General features: G+C 62.5%; 22 protein-coding genes. 10 read left to right on the forward strand and 12 right to left on the reverse strand.

The features are described from left to right. Nucleotides 1-79: 79 nt before the first annotated feature. Together ACVTFQ_RS16590 and ACVTFQ_RS16595 are read right to left on the reverse strand one after the other, a co-directional pair. A complete protein-coding gene (locus ACVTFQ_RS16590; protein ID WP_111562600.1) occupies nt 80-442 on the reverse strand; it encodes a hypothetical protein in 363 nt (120 codons plus the stop codon). A 174-nt stretch (nt 443-616) separates the two neighbouring features. Then, nucleotides 617-1,060, reverse strand: a complete 444-nt coding sequence (locus tag ACVTFQ_RS16595) for an SRPBCC family protein (RefSeq protein ID WP_111562601.1) — start codon at nt 1,058-1,060, stop codon at nt 617-619. Nucleotides 1,061-1,503: 443 nt separating this feature from the next. Between ACVTFQ_RS16595 and ACVTFQ_RS16600 the strand changes: the two genes are divergently transcribed. The 4 genes from ACVTFQ_RS16600 to ACVTFQ_RS16615 all read left to right on the forward strand — a co-directional run bounded on the left by ACVTFQ_RS16600 (nt 1,504) and on the right by ACVTFQ_RS16615 (nt 5,510). Continuing rightward, nucleotides 1,504-2,301: a transporter substrate-binding domain-containing protein gene (locus ACVTFQ_RS16600; protein WP_111562602.1), complete on the forward strand. Its 798-nt coding sequence runs from the start codon at nt 1,504-1,506 to the stop codon at nt 2,299-2,301. Nucleotides 2,302-2,344: 43 nt separating this feature from the next. Beyond that, nucleotides 2,345-3,169, forward strand: coding sequence for an amino acid ABC transporter permease (locus ACVTFQ_RS16605; RefSeq protein WP_111562603.1), 825 nt, complete (start codon nt 2,345-2,347; stop codon nt 3,167-3,169). Between the two features lie 281 nt (nt 3,170-3,450). After that, nucleotides 3,451-4,860: a 3-isopropylmalate dehydratase large subunit gene (gene leuC, locus ACVTFQ_RS16610; RefSeq protein WP_111562604.1), complete on the forward strand. Its 1,410-nt coding sequence runs from the start codon at nt 3,451-3,453 to the stop codon at nt 4,858-4,860. A 119-nt stretch (nt 4,861-4,979) separates the two neighbouring features. Next, entirely contained in the window at nt 4,980-5,510 is a 531-nt protein-coding gene (locus tag ACVTFQ_RS16615; RefSeq protein ID WP_111562605.1) for a SixA phosphatase family protein, read from the forward strand. 229 nt (nt 5,511-5,739) lie between these two features. Here ACVTFQ_RS16615 and ACVTFQ_RS16620 read toward each other — a convergent pair whose 3' ends face one another. The 5 genes from ACVTFQ_RS16620 to ccmA form a co-directional block, all read right to left on the reverse strand. Continuing rightward, entirely contained in the window at nt 5,740-6,384 is a 645-nt protein-coding gene (locus ACVTFQ_RS16620) for a DsbE family thiol:disulfide interchange protein (RefSeq protein WP_313760030.1), read from the reverse strand. After that, nucleotides 6,381-6,572 carry a heme exporter protein CcmD gene (ccmD, locus tag ACVTFQ_RS16625; protein WP_111562607.1) on the reverse strand — a complete coding sequence of 64 codons (192 nt, stop codon included), beginning with the start codon at nt 6,570-6,572 and terminating at the stop codon, nt 6,381-6,383. Before ccmD ends, ACVTFQ_RS16620 begins: the two co-directional genes overlap by 4 nt. A gap of 4 nt (nt 6,573-6,576) precedes the next feature. Beyond that, the gene (locus ACVTFQ_RS16630; protein WP_111562608.1) at nt 6,577-7,338 is read right to left on the reverse strand and encodes a heme ABC transporter permease; all 762 of its coding nucleotides are present in this window, start codon (nt 7,336-7,338) and stop codon (nt 6,577-6,579) included. 47 nt (nt 7,339-7,385) lie between these two features. After that, on the reverse strand, nt 7,386-8,045 hold the full coding sequence (gene ccmB, locus ACVTFQ_RS16635; protein WP_111562609.1) for a heme exporter protein CcmB: 660 nt from the start codon (nt 8,043-8,045) through the stop codon (nt 7,386-7,388). A 442-nt stretch (nt 8,046-8,487) separates the two neighbouring features. After that, nucleotides 8,488-9,135 carry a heme ABC exporter ATP-binding protein CcmA gene (ccmA, locus tag ACVTFQ_RS16640; protein ID WP_111562610.1) on the reverse strand — a complete coding sequence of 216 codons (648 nt, stop codon included), beginning with the start codon at nt 9,133-9,135 and terminating at the stop codon, nt 8,488-8,490. 256 nt (nt 9,136-9,391) lie between these two features. Between ccmA and acnA the strand changes: the two genes are divergently transcribed. From acnA to ACVTFQ_RS16655, 3 genes are all read left to right on the forward strand, one after another. Then, nucleotides 9,392-12,082, forward strand: coding sequence for an aconitate hydratase AcnA (acnA, locus tag ACVTFQ_RS16645; RefSeq protein ID WP_111562611.1), 2,691 nt, complete (start codon nt 9,392-9,394; stop codon nt 12,080-12,082). Between the two features lie 255 nt (nt 12,083-12,337). Beyond that, nucleotides 12,338-13,075, forward strand: a complete 738-nt coding sequence (locus tag ACVTFQ_RS16650; protein WP_047508816.1) for a DUF1223 domain-containing protein — start codon at nt 12,338-12,340, stop codon at nt 13,073-13,075. 471 nt (nt 13,076-13,546) lie between these two features. Beyond that, nucleotides 13,547-13,948, forward strand: a complete 402-nt coding sequence (locus tag ACVTFQ_RS16655) for a DUF2794 domain-containing protein (protein WP_111562612.1) — start codon at nt 13,547-13,549, stop codon at nt 13,946-13,948. Nucleotides 13,949-13,954: 6 nt separating this feature from the next. On the opposite strand, the gene ACVTFQ_RS16660 is transcribed toward ACVTFQ_RS16655, so the two are convergent. Continuing rightward, entirely contained in the window at nt 13,955-14,512 is a 558-nt protein-coding gene (locus ACVTFQ_RS16660; protein ID WP_111562613.1) for a GNAT family N-acetyltransferase, read from the reverse strand. Between the two features lie 451 nt (nt 14,513-14,963). Here ACVTFQ_RS16660 and ACVTFQ_RS16665 point away from each other — a divergent pair, with 451 nt between their 5' ends. Then, nucleotides 14,964-15,434, forward strand: a complete 471-nt coding sequence (locus tag ACVTFQ_RS16665) for a hypothetical protein (protein WP_111562615.1) — start codon at nt 14,964-14,966, stop codon at nt 15,432-15,434. A gap of 132 nt (nt 15,435-15,566) precedes the next feature. Here ACVTFQ_RS16665 and ACVTFQ_RS16670 read toward each other — a convergent pair whose 3' ends face one another. The 3 genes from ACVTFQ_RS16670 to ACVTFQ_RS16680 form a co-directional block, all read right to left on the reverse strand. Then, nucleotides 15,567-16,304 (reverse strand): Bax inhibitor-1/YccA family protein, encoded by a 738-nt coding sequence (locus tag ACVTFQ_RS16670; protein WP_111562616.1) that lies wholly within the window; start codon nt 16,302-16,304, stop codon nt 15,567-15,569. A 179-nt stretch (nt 16,305-16,483) separates the two neighbouring features. Next, on the reverse strand, nt 16,484-19,027 hold the full coding sequence (locus ACVTFQ_RS16675; RefSeq protein ID WP_111562617.1) for an ABC transporter permease: 2,544 nt from the start codon (nt 19,025-19,027) through the stop codon (nt 16,484-16,486). Beyond that, on the reverse strand, nt 19,024-19,731 hold the full coding sequence (locus ACVTFQ_RS16680) for an ABC transporter ATP-binding protein (RefSeq protein WP_047508859.1): 708 nt from the start codon (nt 19,729-19,731) through the stop codon (nt 19,024-19,026). Before ACVTFQ_RS16680 ends, ACVTFQ_RS16675 begins: the two co-directional genes overlap by 4 nt. A 56-nt stretch (nt 19,732-19,787) precedes the next feature. On the opposite strand from ACVTFQ_RS16680, the gene ACVTFQ_RS16685 reads away from it, so the two are divergent. Together ACVTFQ_RS16685 and thpR are read left to right on the forward strand one after the other, a co-directional pair. After that, nucleotides 19,788-20,432, forward strand: coding sequence for an arylesterase (locus ACVTFQ_RS16685; protein ID WP_111562619.1), 645 nt, complete (start codon nt 19,788-19,790; stop codon nt 20,430-20,432). A gap of 68 nt (nt 20,433-20,500) precedes the next feature. After that, nucleotides 20,501-21,094, forward strand: a complete 594-nt coding sequence (gene thpR, locus ACVTFQ_RS16690) for an RNA 2',3'-cyclic phosphodiesterase (RefSeq protein WP_018902269.1) — start codon at nt 20,501-20,503, stop codon at nt 21,092-21,094. On the opposite strand, the gene ACVTFQ_RS16695 is transcribed toward thpR, so the two are convergent. Further along, complete coding sequence (locus tag ACVTFQ_RS16695) at nt 21,001-21,501, reverse strand: low molecular weight protein-tyrosine-phosphatase (protein WP_111562620.1); 501 nt, start codon at nt 21,499-21,501, stop codon at nt 21,001-21,003. The two genes, thpR and ACVTFQ_RS16695, sit on opposite strands and share 94 nt — an antisense overlap. Nucleotides 21,502-21,515: the final 14 nt, after the last annotated feature.

Raw genomic sequence — 21,515 nt, forward strand, 5'->3', positions numbered from 1 at the left:
GTCAATAAATATTAAAATACAAAAACTTCGCCGTGCATTTGATCATGTCACGAAGGGTGGCGCGGCGAATGCGCTGCGACTAGGGCTCGATCCTTTGAGGGGCGGCAACGGGGCGCACGCCATAGAGGCCGCTTGCCGGCAGCGGCATCCCGATCCAGAGCAGAAGCACAAGGCCGCCCACCGCGCGCAGCCAGATGTTGCCGCGCGGACTTGAAAACGAAATGGACGCGAGGACTTCCCGCGCGGCTTCGGCATCGGCCGAGGGAACGCGAAGCTCGATACCGCCAAGCGCCGTCATGAAGTGGGGAACCATTGTCGTGTGGTGAAGCGTGTGCGCAAGCACCCGGATACCGGCTGCCTCCAGCGCGCAGAGGGCGGACGCCGTTTCCGTCGGACCGTAGGCCCAGCCGGCGGTGGCGAAATCCGAAGGGCGGGGTGTCATGCTGGCTCCGTGACGACGATTATTGCGACGCCGGGATAGCAGTTCTGCGTTAATGCAATCAAAAGACGCATTTGGTCGTTGGGTGAGGGCGTGATGGGTGGGGCGAAGGCCCCTCCCCAACCCCTCCCCCTTGTGGGGAGGGGTCTTGCGGAAGTCGGCGAGCAGGCTTCACGCCTACTCCGCAATCTCCGGCTCGATCAGCCGGGCCATGTTGCGCAGCGATTCCTGCCAGCCGAGATAGCAGGCTTCCGGCGGAATGAGGTCGGGGATGCCGGCTTGGGTGATGTTGATCTCGGTGCCGACGGAGACCTTCTTCAGGTCGACCGTCACTTCCATCTCGCCCGGCAGATTGGGGTCGTCGAAGCGGTCGACATAGCGCACGCGTTCGCCGGGAACGAGCTCGAGATATTCGCCGCCGAAGGAATGGCTGTTGCCTGATGTGAAGTTGCGGAACGACATCTTGAACGTGCCGCCGACGGTCGGCTCGAAATGGTGGACGCTGCAGGTAAAGCCGTTCGGCGGCAGCCACTTGGCCATCGCGTCGGCTTCGATGAAGGCGCGGTAGACCTTCTCCGGCTTGGTGGCGAGAACGCGGTGCAGGCGGATGGTGCTTGGCATGGGGTGTTCCTCCGAAGTTGATGCGAGACCCTAAGGACGGGCGAGCGGTGGGTGATCCGACATCCGATTGCGATTTTGTTCAAGGGGGGAGGTGGCCAGTGTTTTGCCGTGTGGCCCCCTCATCGCCTCGCTGCGCTCCGGCACTTCTCCCCGCTGGGGCGAAGGGGCTGGTGGCTGGCGTTGTGCGCCCCTCACCAAACATGTAGCGTTTTATCTTGGCCGGGACAGCGCGGCATCTCCCCTTCTCCCCAGCGGGGAGAAGGTGCCGGCAGGCGGATGAGGGGGCTACGGACGCCGATCGCGCCGTTACGCCTACCATTCTCCAAACGCCCCCATTTTTAAACCGTCATTCCCGATTTCCCCCATCCGCGCACGCCAATCCCCTTGCCAGCGGCTTTGCAAACATGACAGTTTCCGCGAGCGCTATTTTGGGGAGATATTTCATGCTGTTTCGTCGCACCGTCCTTGCCGGACTGACCGCACTCGCTCTTTCGCCGCTCGCTGCTGCCGCCGCCGAGCTTCCCGATCTGAAGGGCAAGACCGTCGTGGTCGTCACCGAGAACGCCTATCCGCCGCTGCAGTTCGTCGATCCGAAAACGGGCAAGCAGATCGGCTGGGAATATGATGCGATGAACGAGATCGCCAAGCGGCTGAACTTCAAGGTCGAGTACCAGAACACCAGCTGGGACGCGATGATCCAGGCGGTGTCGGACAATCAGTACAACATCGGCATGACCGGGATCACCATCAAGGACGACCGCAAGGCCAAGGTCGACTTCTCCGATCCCTACATGCGCTCGCAGCAGTTCATGCTGGTGCGCGGCGACGAGACGCGCTTTACCGACGCCAAGACCTTCGGCGCCTTCAATGACGGCCTCGTTGGCGCGCAGCCGGGCACCTCGCCCTTCTATGCCGCCGTCTACGAGATTCTTGACGGCAATGAGCAGAACCCGCGCATCAAGCTGTTCGAGACCTTCGGCGCCACGGTGCAGGCGCTGAAAGCCGGCGATGTCGACGTGGTCTTGACCGACAGCGTCGCGGCGCAGGGCTATGTCGACGCGTCGAATGGCGGGCTGAAGGTGATCGGCGGGCCGCTCGGCACCGAGGATTTCGGCTTCATCTTCCCGAAGGGCTCCGATCTGGTCGGTCCCGTCAATGCGGCGATTGCGAGCCTCAAGGCCGACGGCACCTTCGACAAGCTCAACAAGACATGGTTCCTCGACTACAAGATGGGTCAATGATCCCGTCTTTTTCAATCGCTTGCCGCGCACGGACTGAAGCATGATGGCTCCGCAGCCAAACCCGCGGGGCCAGGAGAGGGGCGATTATCCCTGGTGGCTGGTCGCCCTTGTCGTGATCGGCCTTACGCTCGCCGCCGTCATCATCGCCAACGATGTCTATACGCAGGTGTTCCGCACCGTTTTCAATGGCGTCGGCATCACCATTTTCGTGACGCTCGTCGGCTTCGCGCTGGCGACGCTGCTTGGGCTCGGCATAGCGCTGCTCGGGCTATCGGACAGCGTCGCGCTGCGCCAGATCGCCCGCTTCTATGTCGAGGTTATCAGAGGCATCCCGATGCTGGTGCTTCTGTTCTACGTCGCCTTCGTCGGCGCGCCGGCCTTTGTTGCCGCCTATAATTTCCTGACCGCGCCGCTGGTGAATGCCGGGCTTGCGGAGCCGGTGCTGGTGCGCGATTTCTCCTTGATGTGGCGGGCGATCATCGCGCTGATGATCGGCTATTCCTCCTTCATCGCCGAAGTGTTCCGCGCCGGCATCCAGTCGGTCGATCAGGGGCAGATCGAAGCCGCAAAGGCGCTCGGCCTGTCGCGCTACCATCGCTTCCGGCTCGTGGTCTTCCCGCAGGCGATCAAGGTGATCTTTCCACCGCTGTCGAACGATTTCGTGGCGATGGTGAAGGATAGTTCGCTGGTCTCGGTGCTCGGGGTGTCCGACATCACGCAGATGGGCAAGATCTATGCGTCCGGCTCCTTCCGCTTCTTTGAAACCTATTCGATCGTCACCTATATCTACCTGATCCTGACGATCGGCCTATCGCTTGGCCTCAGGCAGATCGAGAAGCGGATGCGCGGCAGAGACGGACGGCGATAAAGCTCAGGCGATCGCGCTAATGAATCGAATTGCCGAGCATCGGAAAAATTGGTAAGTGACTGCTCATGGAATCCAAGTTCAGTTGCATTGGGGCGCATATTTTCGTGCTGCAGGATCACTACCGCCTGCCGGCACGCTTCTTTGCGACCGTTTCCGGTGCGCTCAACAGCCGACTTCGTTGATCCCTTTCTGATCGACCGACGGCCGGTGGCCTATGCGCCACCAAGCTCCATACCCCCACTGCAAGCAAACGCCCTTTGCATAATAACGGATGTATCGCCATGAGCGCACCTCGTACCCTCTACGACAAGATCTGGGACGACCACCTGGTCGATCAACAGGACGACGGCACCTGTCTTCTCTACATCGACCGCCACCTGGTCCACGAAGTCACCTCGCCGCAGGCCTTCGAAGGGCTGCGCATGACGGGCCGCAAGGTTCGCGCGCCTGAAAAGACGCTCGCGGTCGTCGACCACAACGTGCCGACCTCGCCCGATCGCCACCTCGGCATCAAGAACGAGGAAAGCCGCATCCAGGTCGAGCAGCTGGCGATCAACGCGGCCGAGTTCGGCGTCGAATATTATTCGGCGAGCGACAAGCGCCAGGGCATCGTCCACATCATCGGACCGGAGCAGGGCTTCACGCTGCCGGGCATGACGATCGTCTGCGGCGACAGCCACACCTCGACGCACGGCGCCTTCGGCTCGCTGGCGCATGGCATCGGCACGTCCGAAGTGGAACACGTTCTGGCCACCCAGACGCTGATCCAGAAGAAGGCGAAGAACATGCTGGTGCAGGTCGACGGCGTGCTGCCCGCTGGCGTCACCGCCAAGGACATCGTGCTCGCCATCATCGGCGAAATCGGCACCGCAGGCGGCACCGGCTACGTCATCGAATATGCCGGCGAAGCCATTCGCGCGCTGTCGATGGAAGGCCGCATGACGATCTGCAACATGTCGATCGAAGGCGGCGCTCGCGCCGGCCTGATCGCGCCTGACGACGTCACCTACGAATACATCAAGGGCAAGCCGCGCGCGCCGAAGGGCGAGACGCTCGACCAGGCGATTAAATACTGGAACACGCTGAAGTCGGACGAAGGCGCGCATTACGACCGTGTCGTCACGCTCAACGCCGCCGAACTGCCGCCGATCGTCTCCTGGGGCTCCTCGCCCGAGGATGTCATCTCGGTGCAGGGCATCGTTCCGAACCCGGATGAAATCGCCGACGAGAACAAGCGTACCTCGAAGTGGCGCGCGCTCGACTACATGGGCCTGAAGCCGGGCACGAAGATCACCGACATCGCCGTCGACCGCGTCTTCATCGGCTCGTGTACCAACGGTCGCATCGAGGACCTGCGCGCCGCCGCCAAGGTCGTCGAAGGCAAGACCGTTGCCGGCACCGTCAGCGCCATGATCGTCCCGGGCTCCGGCCTCGTCAAAGAACAGGCGGAAGCCGAAGGCCTCGACAAGATCTTCAAGGCAGCCGGTTTCGACTGGCGCGAGCCTGGCTGTTCCATGTGTCTGGCCATGAACGACGACCGCCTGAAGCCGGGCGAGCGTTGCGCCTCGACCTCCAACCGCAACTTCGAAGGCCGCCAGGGCTTCAAGGGCCGCACCCATCTGGTGTCGCCCGCCATGGCAGCAGCAGCGGCCATCGCCGGCCACTTCGTCGATATCCGCGAGTGGAACTAAGAACTTTCGACCCCTCCCGGTGAAGGGAGGGGTCGGTTGCATGAATTGGAAAGGACAGGCTTGGCCTGTCCTTTCTCGTTCATGGGGTTACTACTCCCATTCCTCATCCGGAGAGCATCATGACACCAGACACCACGCTCCCGCGATACCGCCTGCTTTTGCTACGCCACGCCAAATCCGCCTGGCCCGAAGGCGTCGACGACCATGATCGTCCGCTCGGCGGTCGTGGTTTGAAGGCTGCGCCGCTGATGGGGCGCTATATGGCGCGCGAGGGGCTGGTTCCCGATCTGGCGCTGATCTCCACGGCGCGGCGCACGCAGGAGAGCTGGGCGCTCGTCGGCGCCGAACTGCCTGATGATATCGAGCGGCGGGATGTGGGGGAGATCTATGAGGCGGCGGCGGAGCGGATCGCGGGGGTTATCCGTGGTGTCGATGCTTCGGTTCGGACGCTGCTGGTTGCTGGGCATAATCCGGGGTTGCAGGAGCTGGCGATCGATCTTGTTTCGGATGGGGAGAGGCTTGCCGAGGTCAGGGAGAAGCTTCCGACGGGGGCCTTGGCGGTGATCGATTTTGCGGTGGCTTGGGGGGATGTGGCCGCTGGGAGTGGGGTGTTGGAGAGGTTTGTGGTGCCGCGGTCTTTGGTGGGGTGATCGGGGTTGGGTTGTGGTTGGCGTTGGCGCGTTTTGCCGTGGCTGGCGTTGGCGCCCGGAGCCCCCTCATCCGCCTGCCGGCACCTTCTCCCCGCTGGGGAGAAGAGACTTGGGAGCGGGCCGCTCGCTCAACCTCCCCTTCGCCCCATAGGGGAGAAGGTGGCCCGAAGGGTCGGATGAGGGGGCTACAAGCGCAAAGGCTTACTCTATCCCCCAGAACCAACTCCCCCTACGACCCCGCCTTCCCCAAAACCTTCTCCATCGCCGGATAAAGCCCCTCTTTCAAACTGATATCGTCGAACGGTCCAACGCGCTTGTAAAGGATCGTCCCATCCGGCCCGACGAGGTAGCTTTCGGGGATGCCGTAGACGCCCCAGTCGATCGCGGCCTGGCCCTTGGGGTCGACGCCGATCGCCTTGTAGGGGTTGCCGAGTTCGCCGAGGAAGCCCAGCGCGTTGTCGTTCTTGTCCTTGTAGTTGATCGCGACAATGTTGAGCCGGCTATCTTTCGCCAGTTCCTTCAATATCGGATGCTCCTCGCGGCAGGGAATGCACCAGGAAGCGAAGACGTTGACCAGTGTCAGCTTGCCCTTGACGGCGGCGTCGGTGAGCGCCGGCAGGTTGGCGCCCTCAAGCGGCGGCAGGTCGAGCGAGGGGGCCTTGGTGCCAAGCAGCGCCGAGGGGATCTCGGAGATGTTCTTGCCGTGCACATCCTGGTCGTAGAGCATCTTGCCCGCCGTGCCGGCAATGCCGGCGAAGACGAGAAGCGGGATCAGCGCGAAGGCGTAGCGGCCGAGGCCGCGCTTTTCCTTTGGCGTGCCGGGCGCGGCGGATTGCGTGGACTGCGTCGGCTTGGTGTTCGGCGCGTCAGTCATGCGTTGGCCTTCGCATCGGGCGCATCCTTGGCGCGGGCGGAGCGGCGGCGGATGCCGGAGGCTTCGAGCGCTTTGAGTTCGCGGCGGCGGGCGCGACCGTCGAGCCAGGTCCAGAGCGTCACACCAATGGTGATCAGGCCGGCGAAGAGGTAGGAACCATAGACGTAGAAGGCGTAGGACTGTGTCATCTCTTTAACCCTCGCGACTTGCCAGGCGCGCGGCGAGCCGGCGCTGGGCGGCAATCCGGCGGCGCCAGATCTCGTTGCGGATCGCCATCACATGCAGCGTCAGGAAGAGCATGGTGAAGGCGATTGCCATGACCAGCAGCGGACGCAGGAATTCCGGGTCGATCGCCGGGCCGTCCATGCGAAGCACGCTTGCCGACTGATGCAGCGTGTTCCACCAGTCGACGGAGAACTTGATGATCGGGATGTTGACGAAGCCGACGAGGATCAGCACGGCCGAGAGGCGGGCCGCCTTGCTCGGGTCTTCCATGGCGCGGTTGAGCGCGATCAGGCCGAGATACATCAAGAACAAGATGAAGACGGAGGTGAGCCGCGCATCCCAGACCCACCACGTCCCCCACATGGGCTTGCCCCAGAGCGAGCCGGTAACGAGCGCGATCAGCGTGAAGGCGGCGCCGAGCGGGGCTGCGGCCTTGGCCGAGACATCGGCCAGCGGGTGGCGCCAGACGAGCGTGCCGATCGCCGAGAGACTCATGATCGTGTAGCCCATCATCGACAGCCAGGCCGCCGGCACGTGGATATACATGATGCGGACGGTTTCGCCCTGCTGGTAGTCGCCTTCGGTCGTGAAGCTGAGATACAGCCCCACGATAAAACAGAGGGCGGTGAACCCGGCCATCCACGGAATGAGGCGGGAAGCGAGCGCCAGGAACCGCGTGGGGTTGGCGAGATCGCTGAATTTGGTGATGGCAAGGCTATTCTCGGTCATGCCGTCTCCTTAGCGCGATCCGCCGCCACGGGCAATCAAGCCGATGATCAATCCGATGTGTTCCTGAGCGCCAGCGCCGCTGCCGCCGGGCCGATGACGGCGAAGAACAGTGTGAGCGCGATCAGGATCAGGAAGGGCGGCATGAAGGGGGCCGGTCCCTCGACCGCTGCGTAAGTCGCGCTGACGCCGAAGATCAGCACCGGGATGGTGAGCGGGAGCACCAGGATCGACACCAGCAGGCCGCCGCGCGGAAGTGCCACGGCAACTGCTGCGCCCACCGCGCCGATCAGCGTGATGGCGGGCGTGCCGACGAAGAGCGTCAGCATGGTCGCGCCGATCGCCTTCTCGCTCATGTTCATGAACAGGCCGAGCAGCGGCGAGGCGATCACCAGCGGCAGGCTGGTGGCGAGCCAGTGGGCGAGGCACTTGACGAGAACGGTCAAGACCAGCGGCGTTTCCTGCATCAGCATCAGATCGAGCGCGCCATCATCACGTTCGGCCTGGAACAGGCGGTCGAGGCCGAGCAGGGCCGCGAGCAGCGCGCCGATCCAGACGATGGCCGGGCCGATGCGGGCGAGCAGCGCTAGATCCGGACCGACGCCGAAGGGGATCACGGCGACGACGGTGAGGAAGAACAGCACGCCGACGAGGGCACCGCCGCCGGCGCGGATGGAGAGCTTGAGGTCGCGCAAGAGGAGGGCGGTCATGGGTGGGCCCTCTTTGGGGTGGGGTGGTGGCGGCCTGTGGCGAGGGTGGTGGGTGGGGTGTTCGAGAGGTTGGTGGGTGGGATACCCCCCTCTGCCCTGCCGGGCATCTCCCCCACAAGGGGGGAGATTGGCTGGGCGCGGCCGCTCGCTCTACCTTCGTTGTTTGGGGATGCCATTGCAACGAGTCGATCTCCCCCCTTGTGGGGGAGATGCCCGGCAGGGCAGAGGGGGGTAATCCTGGCGCGACGGCGCTTAGAACACTCAGTGCTCGTGGCCCCCTCATCTGCCTGCCGGCATCTTCTCCCCGTGGGGGAGAAGGGACTCGTGGTGAGCCGCTCGCGCCGACCTCCCCTTCTCCCCAACGGGGAGAAGGTGGCCCGAAGGGTCGGATGAGGGGGCCGCACCCGCTGAGCAACAACCATGTCTCTCGCAACCATCGCCATCACCCCCACACCCCCGCACTCACGCCCGAAAACCCCGCCATCCGCAACTCTCGCGCATCGCTCAGCCCCAACGGCTGATGCGTCGCCGCAATCACGATGCCGCCAGCCCAACGGTGCGCCTCGATCAACCCGGCGAAGAGTTGGTCGGCGCTGGCGTCCAGCGCCGCCGTCGGCTCGTCGAGAATCCAGACGGGGCGGTGGGAGACAAGCAGCTTGGCGAAGGCGAAGCGGCGTTGTTGGCCGGCGGAGAGGTAGCCGAAGGGGAGATGGGTGATCCCTGACAGCCCTACCGCATCGGCGGCGTCTTCGATCGACATGCCGGTGCCACCGTCGGCATTACCGAGATAGCGGCGCCAGAAAGCGAGGTTCTCCTCCACCGTCAGCTCGCTCTTCATGGCGTTGCGGTGGCCGAGATAGTGGCTGATCTCGGGGAGCCGGATATCGGTGTCGCCGTTCGCATTGGTGACGGTGATCGTGCCCGTTTCCTGGCGCAGCAGGCCTGCCAGCACGCGCAGCAGGGTCGATTTTCCGGAGCCATTTTTGCCAGTCAGAACCAGGGCTTCACCAGATTCCAGGGTAAAGGACACGCCTTCGAAAATCAGCTCTTCGCCCCTGAAGGCAGCGAGATCGGAGGCTTGGAGATGCATGGGGGTTCCGGGGTTCACGTTTTCAGTCATGCGATGCAAAAAAATCAGAAATGGTTGGTCCCTCTCTGGCAGCTTTTGCCGAAGTTATCTATATGTGGATTACCACGCCAGCGGTCGGCGTGAATTTCATCCTAGCGCCGAACATGAGGTCTGACTTCATGTGCGGACCGCGGAAATGGCCGTACCCGCATCCTGATGTGCCTTTAGTGCATAGGCGTCCGCACAATTGTGTTCGCGATCAGAAACGGGGTCTCTCGTGTCTAAATCACTTGATAGTTTCCACTGTCGTTCCGTCCTTACCGTCGATGGTAAGGATTATGTCTATTTCAGCCTGCCGAAGGCCGAGGCAAACGGCCTGCCCGGCGTTTCCAAGCTTCCCTATTCGATGAAGGTTCTACTTGAGAACCTGTTGCGCTTCGAGGACGGCCAGTCTGTCACCAAGGAACATATCCTTGGCGTCGCGGAATGGTTGAACAACAAGGGCACGGTCGAAAACGAAATCGCCTATCGCCCGGCGCGCGTTCTGATGCAGGACTTCACCGGCGTTCCCGCCGTGGTCGACCTTGCGGCGATGCGCGACGCGATGGTGTCGCTCGGCGGCGATCCGGAAAAGATCAACCCGCTGGTGCCTGTCGATCTCGTCATCGACCACTCCGTCATCGTCGACGAATTCGGCACGCCGCAGGCCTTCTCCAGGAATGTCGAGCTGGAATACCAGCGCAATGGCGAACGCTACCGCTTCCTGAAATGGGGCCAGCAGGCCTTCCAGAATTTCCGCGTCGTGCCTCCCGGCACCGGCATCTGCCACCAGGTCAATCTCGAATATCTCGGCCAGACCGTCTGGACGAAGGAAGAAGACGGCGAGACGATCGCCTATCCTGACACTTGCGTCGGCACGGACAGCCACACGACGATGATCAACGGTCTCGGCGTTCTCGGCTGGGGTGTGGGCGGGATCGAGGCGGAAGCGGCCATGCTTGGCCAGCCGGTGTCGATGCTCCTTCCCGAAGTCATCGGCTTCAAGTTGACGGGCAAGCTCAAGGAAGGCGTGACCGCCACTGACCTCGTGCTGATGGTCGTGCAGATGCTGCGCAAGAAGGGCGTGGTCTCGAAGTTCGTCGAGTTCTTCGGCCCCGGCATGGACAACATGCCGCTCGCCGACCGCGCGACGATCGGCAATATGGGCCCGGAATATGGCGCCACCTGCGGCTTCTTCCCTGTTGATGGCGAAACCATCAACTACCTCACCATGTCCGGCCGCTCGCATGACCGCATCGCGCTGGTCGAAGCCTATTCGAAGGCGCAGGACATGTGGCGCGAGGGCGATGGCTCGGATCTCGTCTTCACCGATACGCTGGAGCTCGATCTCGGCGACGTCGTGCCTGCCATGGCCGGCCCGAAGCGTCCGGAAGGCCGCATCCCGCTGGAAAACATCGCGTCCGGTTTCGCCGGCTCGATGGATGCCGATTACAAGAAGCCCGGCCAGCTCTCCAACCGCTATGCGGTGGAAGGCACGGATTTCGATCTCGGCCATGGCGACGTGGCGATCGCCGCCATCACGTCCTGCACGAACACGTCGAACCCATCAGTCCTGATCGCCGCCGGCCTGCTTGCCCGCAACGCCGTTGCCAAGGGGCTGAAGACCAAGCCGTGGGTGAAGACCTCGCTGGCGCCTGGGTCGCAGGTGGTCGGCGAGTATCTGGCGAAGTCCGGCCTACAGGCCGATCTCGACAAGCTCGGCTTCAACCTCGTCGGCTTCGGCTGCACGACCTGCATCGGCAATTCCGGTCCGCTGCCGGCGCCGATCTCGAAGACGATCAACGACAAGGGCCTGATCGTTTCGGGCGTTCTCTCCGGCAACCGCAACTTCGAAGGCCGTATCTCGCCCGACGTGCAGGCCAACTATCTGGCCTCGCCGCCGCTCGTCGTCGCCTATGCGCTGGCCGGTACGGTGCAGAAGGACCTGACCAAGGAACCGATCGGCGAGGACCAGAGCGGCAACCCCGTCTACCTCAAGGATATCTGGCCGACCTCGCACGAGGTGCAGGCTTTCATCCAGAAGTACGTCACCCGCGAACTCTACGAGACGAAGTATGCCGACGTCTTCAAGGGTGATGCCAACTGGCAGGCCGTGCAGGTTCCCCCGGGCCAGACCTATGCCTGGGACGACAACTCGACCTATGTTCAGAACCCGCCCTACTTCGTCGGCATGGGCAAGACCGGTTCCGGCGTCTCCGACATCAAGGGCGCCCGCGTCCTCGGTCTCTTCGGCGACAAGATCACCACCGACCATATTTCTCCGGCCGGTTCGATCAAGGCTGCCTCGCCAGCCGGCGCCTATCTGCTGGAGCACAATGTCGGCGTCGCCGATTTCAACCAGTACGGCACGCGTCGCGGCAATCACGAGGTGATGATGCGCGGCACGTTTGCCAATATCCGCATCCGCAACCACATGCTCGGCCCGAACGGCAAGGAAGGTGGCTACACCATCCATTATCCGTCTAAGGAGGAGGAATCGATCTACGACGCGGCCATGCAGTACAAGGCCGAGGGCGTGCCGCTCGTCATCTTCGCCGGTGTCGAATATGGCAACGGCTCGTCGCGCGACTGGGCGGCGAAGGGCACCAACCTGCTCGGCGTCAAGGCGGTGATCGCGCAGAGCTTCGAGCGCATCCACCGCTCGAACCTCGTCGGCATGGGCGTCATCCCCTTCGTGTTCGAAGAGGGTACGACCTGGGCGACGCTGGGGCTGAAGGGCGACGAGACGGTCACCATCGAGGGGCTTGAGAACATCAAGCCGCGCGAGAGGAAGATCGCGAAAATCACCTATGGCGACGGCACCGTGAAGGACGTTCCGCTGCTCTCGCGCGTTGATACGCTCGACGAGGTGATCTACCTCAACAATGGCGGCATCCTGCAGACGGTATTGCGGGATCTCGCGGCCTGATCGGCGCTGATTTTTAAGAAATGCCTGATAATGGCCGCCGGAAAGCGATTTCCGGCGGCTTTTTCGTGGTCTGGAGGGCTATGAGGGGCCGGCCTCACGGCGAAGTGTTGCGGAGTTGTCCCACGCGGGCTCTGTCTCACCCGTTCGTGATTTTTCGTTTGGATCGGGAGCGATTATCTCTAGGTTGAAGAGATGGAGACCCTGCCAACCTTTTTGGTCCGGCAAGGGTGGGAGAGGAAAAGAGGTAGAGGTGCAATGTCGCCGCGGTTTTTGATTTCGCTGATTGCAGGTGTCGCTCTGGCGAGCCCTTTGCTCGCCGAGGAGGCGCCCAAAGGCGTGGTCGAACTGTTCACCTCCCAGGGTTGCGCCTCTTGCCCTCCCGCTGACGCGGCCTTTCGCAAGCTCGTTGAGCGCGGCGACGTCATCGCTCTCGCCTATCATGTCGATTACTGGAACTACATGGGCTGGGCCGACACGCTGAGCTCAAAGGAAAACACCGAGCGCCAGTACGGCTATGCGAAGACCATGGGCCGCGCCAATGTCTACACGCCGCAGGTGGTGGTGAACGGCCGCGATCATGTCATGGGCTCGGATATCGGCGGCATCGAGAAGAAGGTCGACGGCTTTCTGACCGGTGGCGAAGGTCTGACCGTTCCGATCAAGGCCGAGGTCAAGGGCGATCAGCTCGAGATCAACGTCGCCCCCGGCCAGGGCAAGGCCAGTGTCGTCATGGTCTATTTCGATCGCGAAAAGACGATCGAAGTGCAAAAGGGCGAAAACAGCGGCCAGAAGATCGCCTATACGCACAGCGTTTCGGATGTCGAAACGGTTGGCATGTGGGACGGCAAGGAAACAAAACTGACGCTGCCGGCCACCGTGCTGCAGAAGCCCGATCTCGAGGGCTGCGCGGTGCTGCTGCAGTCGTCAACGACGGACGGAACGCCATCGGCGATCCTTGGCGCCACCGTCGTCATGGCCGGCAAGAACATCTGAGCCGTTAGGCATAAGCATGTCGCGCAAAAGCGTGCAGCGGTTTTGCGGCGACGACATGCGACAAACCAAAGACTTGAAGCGTGACTAGCGAATCCGAAGGATTGGGACACGCTTCCAAGAATTTCATCTGTCTTATCAGGTGGAAGCGGGGCGGCCCGACTGATCGTATTCGGGGCTGGGGTTAAGGTCGATACGGTCAGCCGGGCCCTTTGGCGCGCTGGCGCCAAACAGTCACATCTCCTCCAAAGTGCCGAAAGACGATGCGCAGAATTCAGTGTCGGCGAATCCGCTGAGGATGCGCCGGTCAAGTGCGAGCGAATTTCATTTTTAATTGAGGCGCTGTTTTGACTGAAATGCGGCACGCGGCAGATTGCACAGACTATGCTTAATGCGCGCGAGGCCGCGCTTGCAATTTGTAAAGGCTAAGGCAAACTGTCACCCGCGTGTCACGAACGGAGGCATTCGAGACTGATGACAGATCAGCCGGATTTGCGGCGTGGGAATAATCGGGCCACCGACAGCGATTCCCCCGTCGTCGTGGATATCAGGGACTTCAAGCAGAGCAAGGACCCGTTGCCAGTGACGTTTCACCGGCGAGAGCTGGATGCGATCCTGTGGATCTACGGGCGCATGGTCGGCGAGGGAGAGTGGCGGGATTACGCGATCGACCACCTGAAGGACTTGGCCGTCTTCTCCGTCTTCAAGCGCTCCGGCGAAATGCCGCTCTTCCGTATCGAAAAGAATCCCAAGCTCGCCGCCAAGCAGGGCGCCTATTCCGTCGTCAACACCCACGGCCAGATCCTGAAGCGCGGCCACGACCTGCAGCAGGTGCTGAAGGTGTTCAACAAGTCGCTGAAGCTCGTCGAGAAATAGGCGCTATCAACCCAGAAACAGCGTCGCCGGATAGGTGCCTGGATCGGGATCGGTCGCGGTGCCGTCGCCGAGCACACGCTGCATCAGCATCGTGTCCAGCCAGCGCCCGTGCTTGAAGCCGGAGCCCTTGATGCGGCCGATTTCCTCGAATCCATGGCTTGCATGCAGCGCGATCGAGGCAGGGTGCGCACCGCCGATCACGGCGATCATCTGTCGGAAACCGAGCGTGGTCGAACGCGCTATCAACTCCTCCAGCAACCGCTTGCCGACACCCTTGCCCCGCGCCTCCGGCGCTAGATAGATCGAATCCTCGACCATGAACCGATAGGCCGGCCGCGTGCGGAAGGCCGACGCGTAGGCATAGCCGACGAGCGCGCCTGTCTCGTCCACGGCGACGATATAGGGGTAGCCCTTGTCGACAATGGCCTGGTATCGCGCCGCCATCTCGTCGCGATCCGGTGGGGTGATCTCGTAGCTCGCAACGCCATTCAGGACAGAGTCGCGGTAGATGGCGGTGATGGCGTCGATGTCGGAGAAGGAGGCGTCGCGGAGGAGAACGGGCATGGGGCGGGCCAATGTCTGGAGAGCTGGTGTTCGTTGCTTGAAGAGCATTCGCAGCGGCGGTTGGCAAGGGGAAAGCAGACGGGCTGTGGTGGTTGCGGGCGGGAGGTCCATTGACGTCGCATATGCGGAAGCGTGCTTAGATTCTCGGGACGAGCCCGAGAATGACGGCGGAGTGTGCGGTTTCCGCCAGTAACCTATTGAAACATAAGAGCTTCCTAGCTCTCGACGTCATCCTCGGCCTTGTGCCGAGGATCTAAGCACGCCTCCACGCGCACGGCGTCGATGGCTGTTCATCGCCTGCTTCGCCGAGCACCACCGCTCCGTCTACCGCTCAGCCCGATACCCAGCCCGAGAACTTTCCCCCTGGAGTAGCATTGCAACTTCCACTTTCGCAAAGCCTTGCCTCTTGCGGCTGGCTGCTTTAGCTCAGAAGTGAAATGGAGCAGACCTAATGATTTTCATGGTAATCGCGGTCCCGATCGTCTTGGTCTGCTTCCTGCTGTTTCCCCGCCACACGCTGATCGTCGTTGCCGCCCTTGCCTGTGTCGGCGCCGCAGTCGGTCTCTATCTCTACTTCCAGCAGTCCGACCGCCTGAACTCGGCAAGCCTGGTGTCGGGCACGAGCAGCGGAACCAGCGGTTGCCAGGATCCGGACAAGCCGGTTTTCGTCGAGCTGTCGAATGCCTCCGACCGGCAGGTCAATATCGTGCGCTTCCGGCTGATTGCGAAGCGTCCGGGGTTCAGCGGCGAGGTCTATTCGGATTATTTCAGCAGCGACAAGATCATCGCGCCGCATAGTGAGTACGGCAGCTGCTGGGCTTTGAACCGTTACCGAGGTCTGGACACCCTGCCGGGCCGCCCCTCGCCCAGTGACTTCGAATGGTCCGTCGATATCTCGTCGGTCGATTTCGCCGGCAACTAGGCAAGCCTTCTAAGGTCCGTCGATCGGCCAAAGAAAAACCGCCTGCAACATTCCTGCTGCAAGCGGTTCTGATCGTCTCGAACTTGTCGTCTGGATCAAGGGCGACAGTGTCGCCCTCTCTCGCTCTTCATCTTACTTGCGGTTGCCCATGAACTGCAGAAGGAACATGAAGAGGTTGATGAAGTCGAGGTAGAGCGTCAGCGCGCCCATGATCGCCTTGCGGCCGGCCATGGTGGCGTCGTCGGCGGCGTAGTACATTTCCTTGATGCGCTGGGTGTCGTAGGCCGTCAGGCCCGCGAAGATCAGCACGCCGATCACCGAGATCGCGAACTGCATGGCCGAGGAGGCCAGGAAGATGTTGACGATCGAGGCGATGATCAGGCCGAAGAGACCCATCATCAGGAACGAGCCCATGGCCGATAGGTCACGACGGGTCGTGTAGCCGTAGAGCGAGAGCGCGCCAAACGAGGCGGCCGTCACGAAGAAGGTCTGCACGACGCTCTGGCCGGTGTAGATCAGGAAGATCGACGACAGCGACAGGCCGACAAGCGCTGCATAGACCGCGAAGGTCGTCTGCGCGGCCGATACGCTCATCGAATTGATCCTGAAGCTCAGGAAGAAGACCAGCGCCAGCGGAGCGAAGATCACCACCCACTTCAGCGGGCTGGTGTAGATCGCGGCGCCGAATGCGGTCAGCTGGCCGTTGGAGACGGCGAATGTGAATGCGAAATAGGCGGCCAGGCCGGTGATCGCCAGGCCGATAGCCATCAGGTTGTAAACCTTCAGCATATAGCTGCGAAGGCCCTGATCGATCTCGCCGGTCTGGACACCGCTCTGAACGCGGCCCTGGTAATTTCTTAGGTCAGCCATGGTTTCCTCTTGTCAGCTCCGAATGAACACGGTGTCGGGTTTTCTTGCCCGGGCGCCGCTGCGGAGCTTCAGCATGCCTGCGGATAATATGAGCCTTTCGCCCTTTGCAAACAAGAGCCTTGCAACCCGCGATCGGGTTAAATCGCCGTAAGGTGCCGGAATTATTTCAACCCGGCCACTCAGAGCTCGCGCAAAACGGGTGCCGCCTTCTGGCCGAGAATGCGCCATGTGCCGATCAGGCCGATGCCGACGGTCAGCACCAAGGCCGTGACGATCGTCATGCCGGCGACGTCAGGCAGGAACTGCGAGGGGATCTTCATGATGCGGGCGACGATGAACCAGGCGGCGACGCCACCCGAAAGCAGCGCGAAGACAGCGGTTGCGAGCCCGAGTATCAGATACTCGTAGCAGAAGGCGCGCATCAGCATGCGCCTTGTGGCGCCGAGCGTCTTCAGCACCACGGCGTCGTGGGTGCGGGCGCGGTTGCCGGCGGCAAGGGCGCCTGCGAGCACCAGGACAGAGGCGATGAGGGCGACGGAGGCCGCGGCGCGGATCGCGGTCGCCAGCTGCGCCACCAGCGAATTGACGATGTCGATCGCATCCTTGACGCGCACGCTCGTGATCGTCGGATAGGTGTTGGTCACCGATTTCAGGATCGCGGCTTCCTGCGCCGACGTCGCCTTGGGATCGGTGAGCGTCGCCAGCCAGGCATGCGGGGCGCCCTTGAAGGTGTTGGGCGAGAAGACCATGACGAAGTTGATCGACAGGCTCTCCCACTGCACCTTGCGCAGATTAGCGATCTTCGCCGTCATGTTGCGGCCGAGAACGTTGACGGTGACGGTATCGCCGACCTTGAGGCCGAGTTCGCCGGCCTCTTCCGCTGAAAACGAGACCAGCGGCTCGCCGCTGTAATCCTTGTCCCACCATGTGCCTTCTGTCAGGACGGCGTTTTCGGGAAGCGTTTCGGAATAGGTGATGCCACGGTCGCCGCGCAGCACCCATTGGCCCGATGGCGGCACCTTGCGCTTGGTCACGTCCTCGCCGTTGAAGGCAAGGATGCGGCCGCGCAGCATCGGCACCTCGACAAGCTTGCCCTCGGGCGCATCGGTCTTCACCAGATTGCGGAACCCGTCGAGCTCGGCGCCCTGGATATCGACGAAAAAGAAGTTGGGCGCGCCATCGGCCATGCGGCCGGTGAGCTGCTGGCGCAGATTTCCGTCGATCAAAGTCAGCGTGACGAGCAACGCCAGCCCGAGGCCGAGCGAGAGCACGACGGAGGGCGTGAGCGCCCCGGGGCGGTGGATGTTGCCGATCGCAAGTCGTAGCGCCGGCGAATTGACACGCGGGCTGCGGCGGGCAAGCCAGGCGATGCCGGCTGCCACCAGGCGCAGGACGACGAAGGCAAAGGCGATGGCGCCGATGAAGACGATCGCGATGAAACGATCATGGGCGGTCGCCACCGCAAGGGCGGCAAGTGCTGCGAGGAAGACGGCGGCCATCAGAATGTAGGGCCAGGAAGGCAGGCGGCGGGCCTCGAAGCCCTGTTCGCGAAACAGCGCCGTCGGCGGCACTTCGCGGGCGTGGCCGAGCGGCATGATGGCGAAGGCGAGCGTCGTCAACACACCGAAGAGGACGGCGAGCGACAGTGCCACCGGATAGAGCGTCGGCGCTGTCGAGACCGGCAGGAACTGCGCCAGGAACTGGGCCGCGAGAATGGGCGCGGCGGCACCGATGACGAGGCCGATGGCGATGCCGCCAAGCGCGATCAGGCCGATCTGGAAGAGGTAGATGAGGACAACCGTCGAGGCCGGCGCGCCAAGGCACTTGAAGGTGGCGATCGTCGTGCGCTTGGCGTCGAGGAAGGCGCGCACGGCATTCGCCACGCCGACGCCGCCGACGATCAGCGCGGTCAGGCCGACCAGTGTCAGGAACTGCGAGAAACGCTCGATGTTTTCGGTAAGCGAAGGGGCGGCGCGGTCGCTTGTGCGGATCGACCAGCCGGCCGAGGGGAAGTCCTTGGTGGCGCGATCGCGGATGCCTGCCATGTCCGATCGGTCGTTCAGCTTGACCTTGTAGCTGTGCTCGACGAGGCTGCCGGTCTGGATCAGGCCCGAGGCCTGCAGCGCCTGGCGGCTCACTATCAGGCGCGGCGCAAAGCCGAAACCTTCCGAGACCGCGTCCGGCTCGGTCTTCACCGTGCCGGTGATGTTGACGATGACATTGCCGAGCAGCAGCTCGTCGCCGATCTTGAGGCCGAGGCGTTCCAGAAGCAGAGGCGCGGCCAGCGCGCCATAGGTACCATCCTGATCGGCAAGAAGCGTATGCAGCGGGTAGTTGGGCTCGGCCTCGAAGCTGCCATAGAGCGGATAGGCGTCGTCCACGGCCTTGACCTCGACCAGCGCCTGGTCGGATCCATCCGGCTTGCGGGCCATGGAGCGCAGGCCCGTCGAGACCGAGACCTTGCCGAGCGAGCGCAGGAAATCGAGCTCGTTGGCCGCCGCCTCTCGGTTGTTGAGCTCGAAGCGAACGTCGCCGGCCAGAATCTCCTGGCCGCGCGTGGCAATCGTGTCGGTGATCGACTGCGAGACCGAGTTGACCGCGGCAATCGCCCCGGTGCCGAGCGCGATGCAGGCGAGGAAGATGTAGAAGCCTCTCAGGCCGCCGCGCAGCTCACGAAGGGCAAGACGGAAGGCGAGCGCGATACGCGGGGTGATCAGCGTCATGCAATGGCCACTTCGGCTTCAATCGCGGCGCTGTCGCCTTCTATCTTGCCGGAGCGGACGCGGATCTGGCGCGAGCAGCGCTTGGCGAGCGCGTTATCGTGGGTGACGAGCACCAGCGTCATGCCGCGCTCGGCCTGCTTGGAAAACAGGAGATCGGCGATCTGGCGGCCGGTGTCGGTGTCGAGATTGCCTGTCGGTTCATCCGCGATCAGAAGCGCCGGCGATGGGGCAAGCGCGCGGGCGATCGCCACGCGCTGCTGCTCGCCACCGGAAAGCTGGCCGGGATAATGGTTCAACCGGTCGCCGAGGCCGACGGATTTCAGCTCGCGACGGGCGATCTCGAAGGGATTGGCGACATTGGCGAGCTCGAGCGGCACGGCGACGTTTTCAAGCGCCGTCATGTTGGCGATCAGGTGGAAGGACTGGAAAACGATGCCGATGTTACGGCCACGGAAATCCGCGACCTGATCCTCGCTCATCGTGTGCAGGGGCGCTTCGTTGATGTTGATCTCGCCGCTATCCAGCCGCTCGAGGCCGGCAAGCACCATCAGCAGCGTCGACTTGCCGGAACCGGAGGGGCCGACGATGCCGACCGATTCACCGGCGGCGATCTCAAGGTCGATGCCCTTCAGCACATGCACGGAGGCGGCGGCACTGCCAAGCGTCAGATCGGCCCGTTTCAGATCGATGATGGTTTTTGCCAACGGTAAATGCCCTACCTATATGAAAGCCCAGCTGCCGCCAATTTAGGGACAATGGAATGAGATTTAAAGTTGCGGGTCTTCACATCGCTGTCATCGTCTTTTCGATGATGCTTTCGGTTTCAGCGCAGGCGCGCACGATCAATCTCGTCGGCTTCGGCGACAGTCTGATGGCAGGGTACCAATTGCCGCCCGGTGACGGCTTTCCGGAGAAGCTGCAGGCGGCGCTGAAGGCCAAGGGCCTCGATGTTACGGTGGCGAACGCAGGCGTCTCCGGCGACACCACGACAGGCGGGCTTTCGCGCATCGACTGGTCGGTGCCGGATGGCACCGACGGGGTCATTCTGGAGCTCGGCGCCAACGACGCGCTGCGGGGGATCGCGCCCGAACAAAGTGAGAAGAACCTCGACCAAATGATTACCCGGCTCAAGGAGCGCGGCATCGCGATCTTTCTCGCGGGTATGATGGCGCCGCCGAACATGGGTGGCGACTACGCGGCGCGGTTCAACCCGATCTACGAGAAACTCGCCAAAAAACATGGGCTTACGCTCTATCCGTTCTTCCTCGACGGCGTCGTTCTCGATGCGTCGCTGAAGCTGGAAGACGGCATGCACCCCAATTCCAAAGGCGTGGATACCATGGTTCAAAAGATGGAACCGGCAATCACACAATTCATTGGAACGTTGCCGACTGTGAAGAATTAGGGACTTGCGCACGTGATCAATGCGTGATTCCGTGTGAGCACCTGCAAAAGATTCGGGGAGTGCTCGTTATGCCGAGACTGTTTACCGCCCTCGAAATTCCGCGCAATGCGGCGATGAGCCTGTCATTGTTGCGCGGTGGTCTCCCTGGCGCCCGATGGATCGATGTGGAAAATTACCACATCACCCTGCGCTTCATCGGCGATGTCGATAATCGCACGGCCGACGAGATTGTCGATCGGCTCGACCGCATCGACAGGCCGGAATTCCAGATCAAGCTCGACGGTATCGGCGCTTTCGGTTCCAAGAAGCCGCATTCGGTCTGGGCCGGCGTGACGCAAAATCCCGAAATGTATGCCCTGCAGGCGGAAATCGAACGGATCTGCCAGCGGATCGGCCTTTCGCCTGATCCGCGCAAGTTCACTCCGCATGTGACGCTGGCGCGGCTGAAATCCTCGCGCGTCGACGATGTCGTGCACTATCTGGCCGGACGCGGCAATTTCCAGACCGCATCCTTCACCGTGCCACGCTTCGTGCTTCTGTCGTCGCGCGATTCGGTTGGCGGCGGGCCCTATCTGACGGAAGAGGTGTTCCCGCTGCGCGAGGCGCTGTCTGCGCCGAGCGTCGACAACAGCTTCCTGCAGCCGGCCAAGAGCCTGGCATAAACGGCCTCGAAGCCGTCGACGCCGCCATAATAGGGATCGGGGATATCCTCTCCGCTCCCGAGCGCCAGATCGCCGAACAGATGAATATTCTGAGCCTCCGGATCGAGCGCTTTCAAGGCCGCGACATTGTTTCGGTCCATGGCAATGATCAGATCGAAATCGGCAAAATCATCCCTGCGGATGCGCCGCGCGCGCTGAGCTGATATGTCTATGCCGTGTTGGCGGGCGGTCGCGATCGACCGTCTGTCGGGCTCGTCGCCCTCATGCCAGCTGCCGGTGCCCGCGGAATCGACGAGAAAGCGGTCGGAAAGGCCGGCTTCGGCGATGAGGTGGCTGAAGACGCCTTCGGCCAGCGGCGAACGGCAGATATTGCCCATGCAAACAAACAGGATACTGGTGCGTTTCATAAGAGACCCATGGT

The organism is Rhizobium sp. O111, from assembly GCF_055616315.1.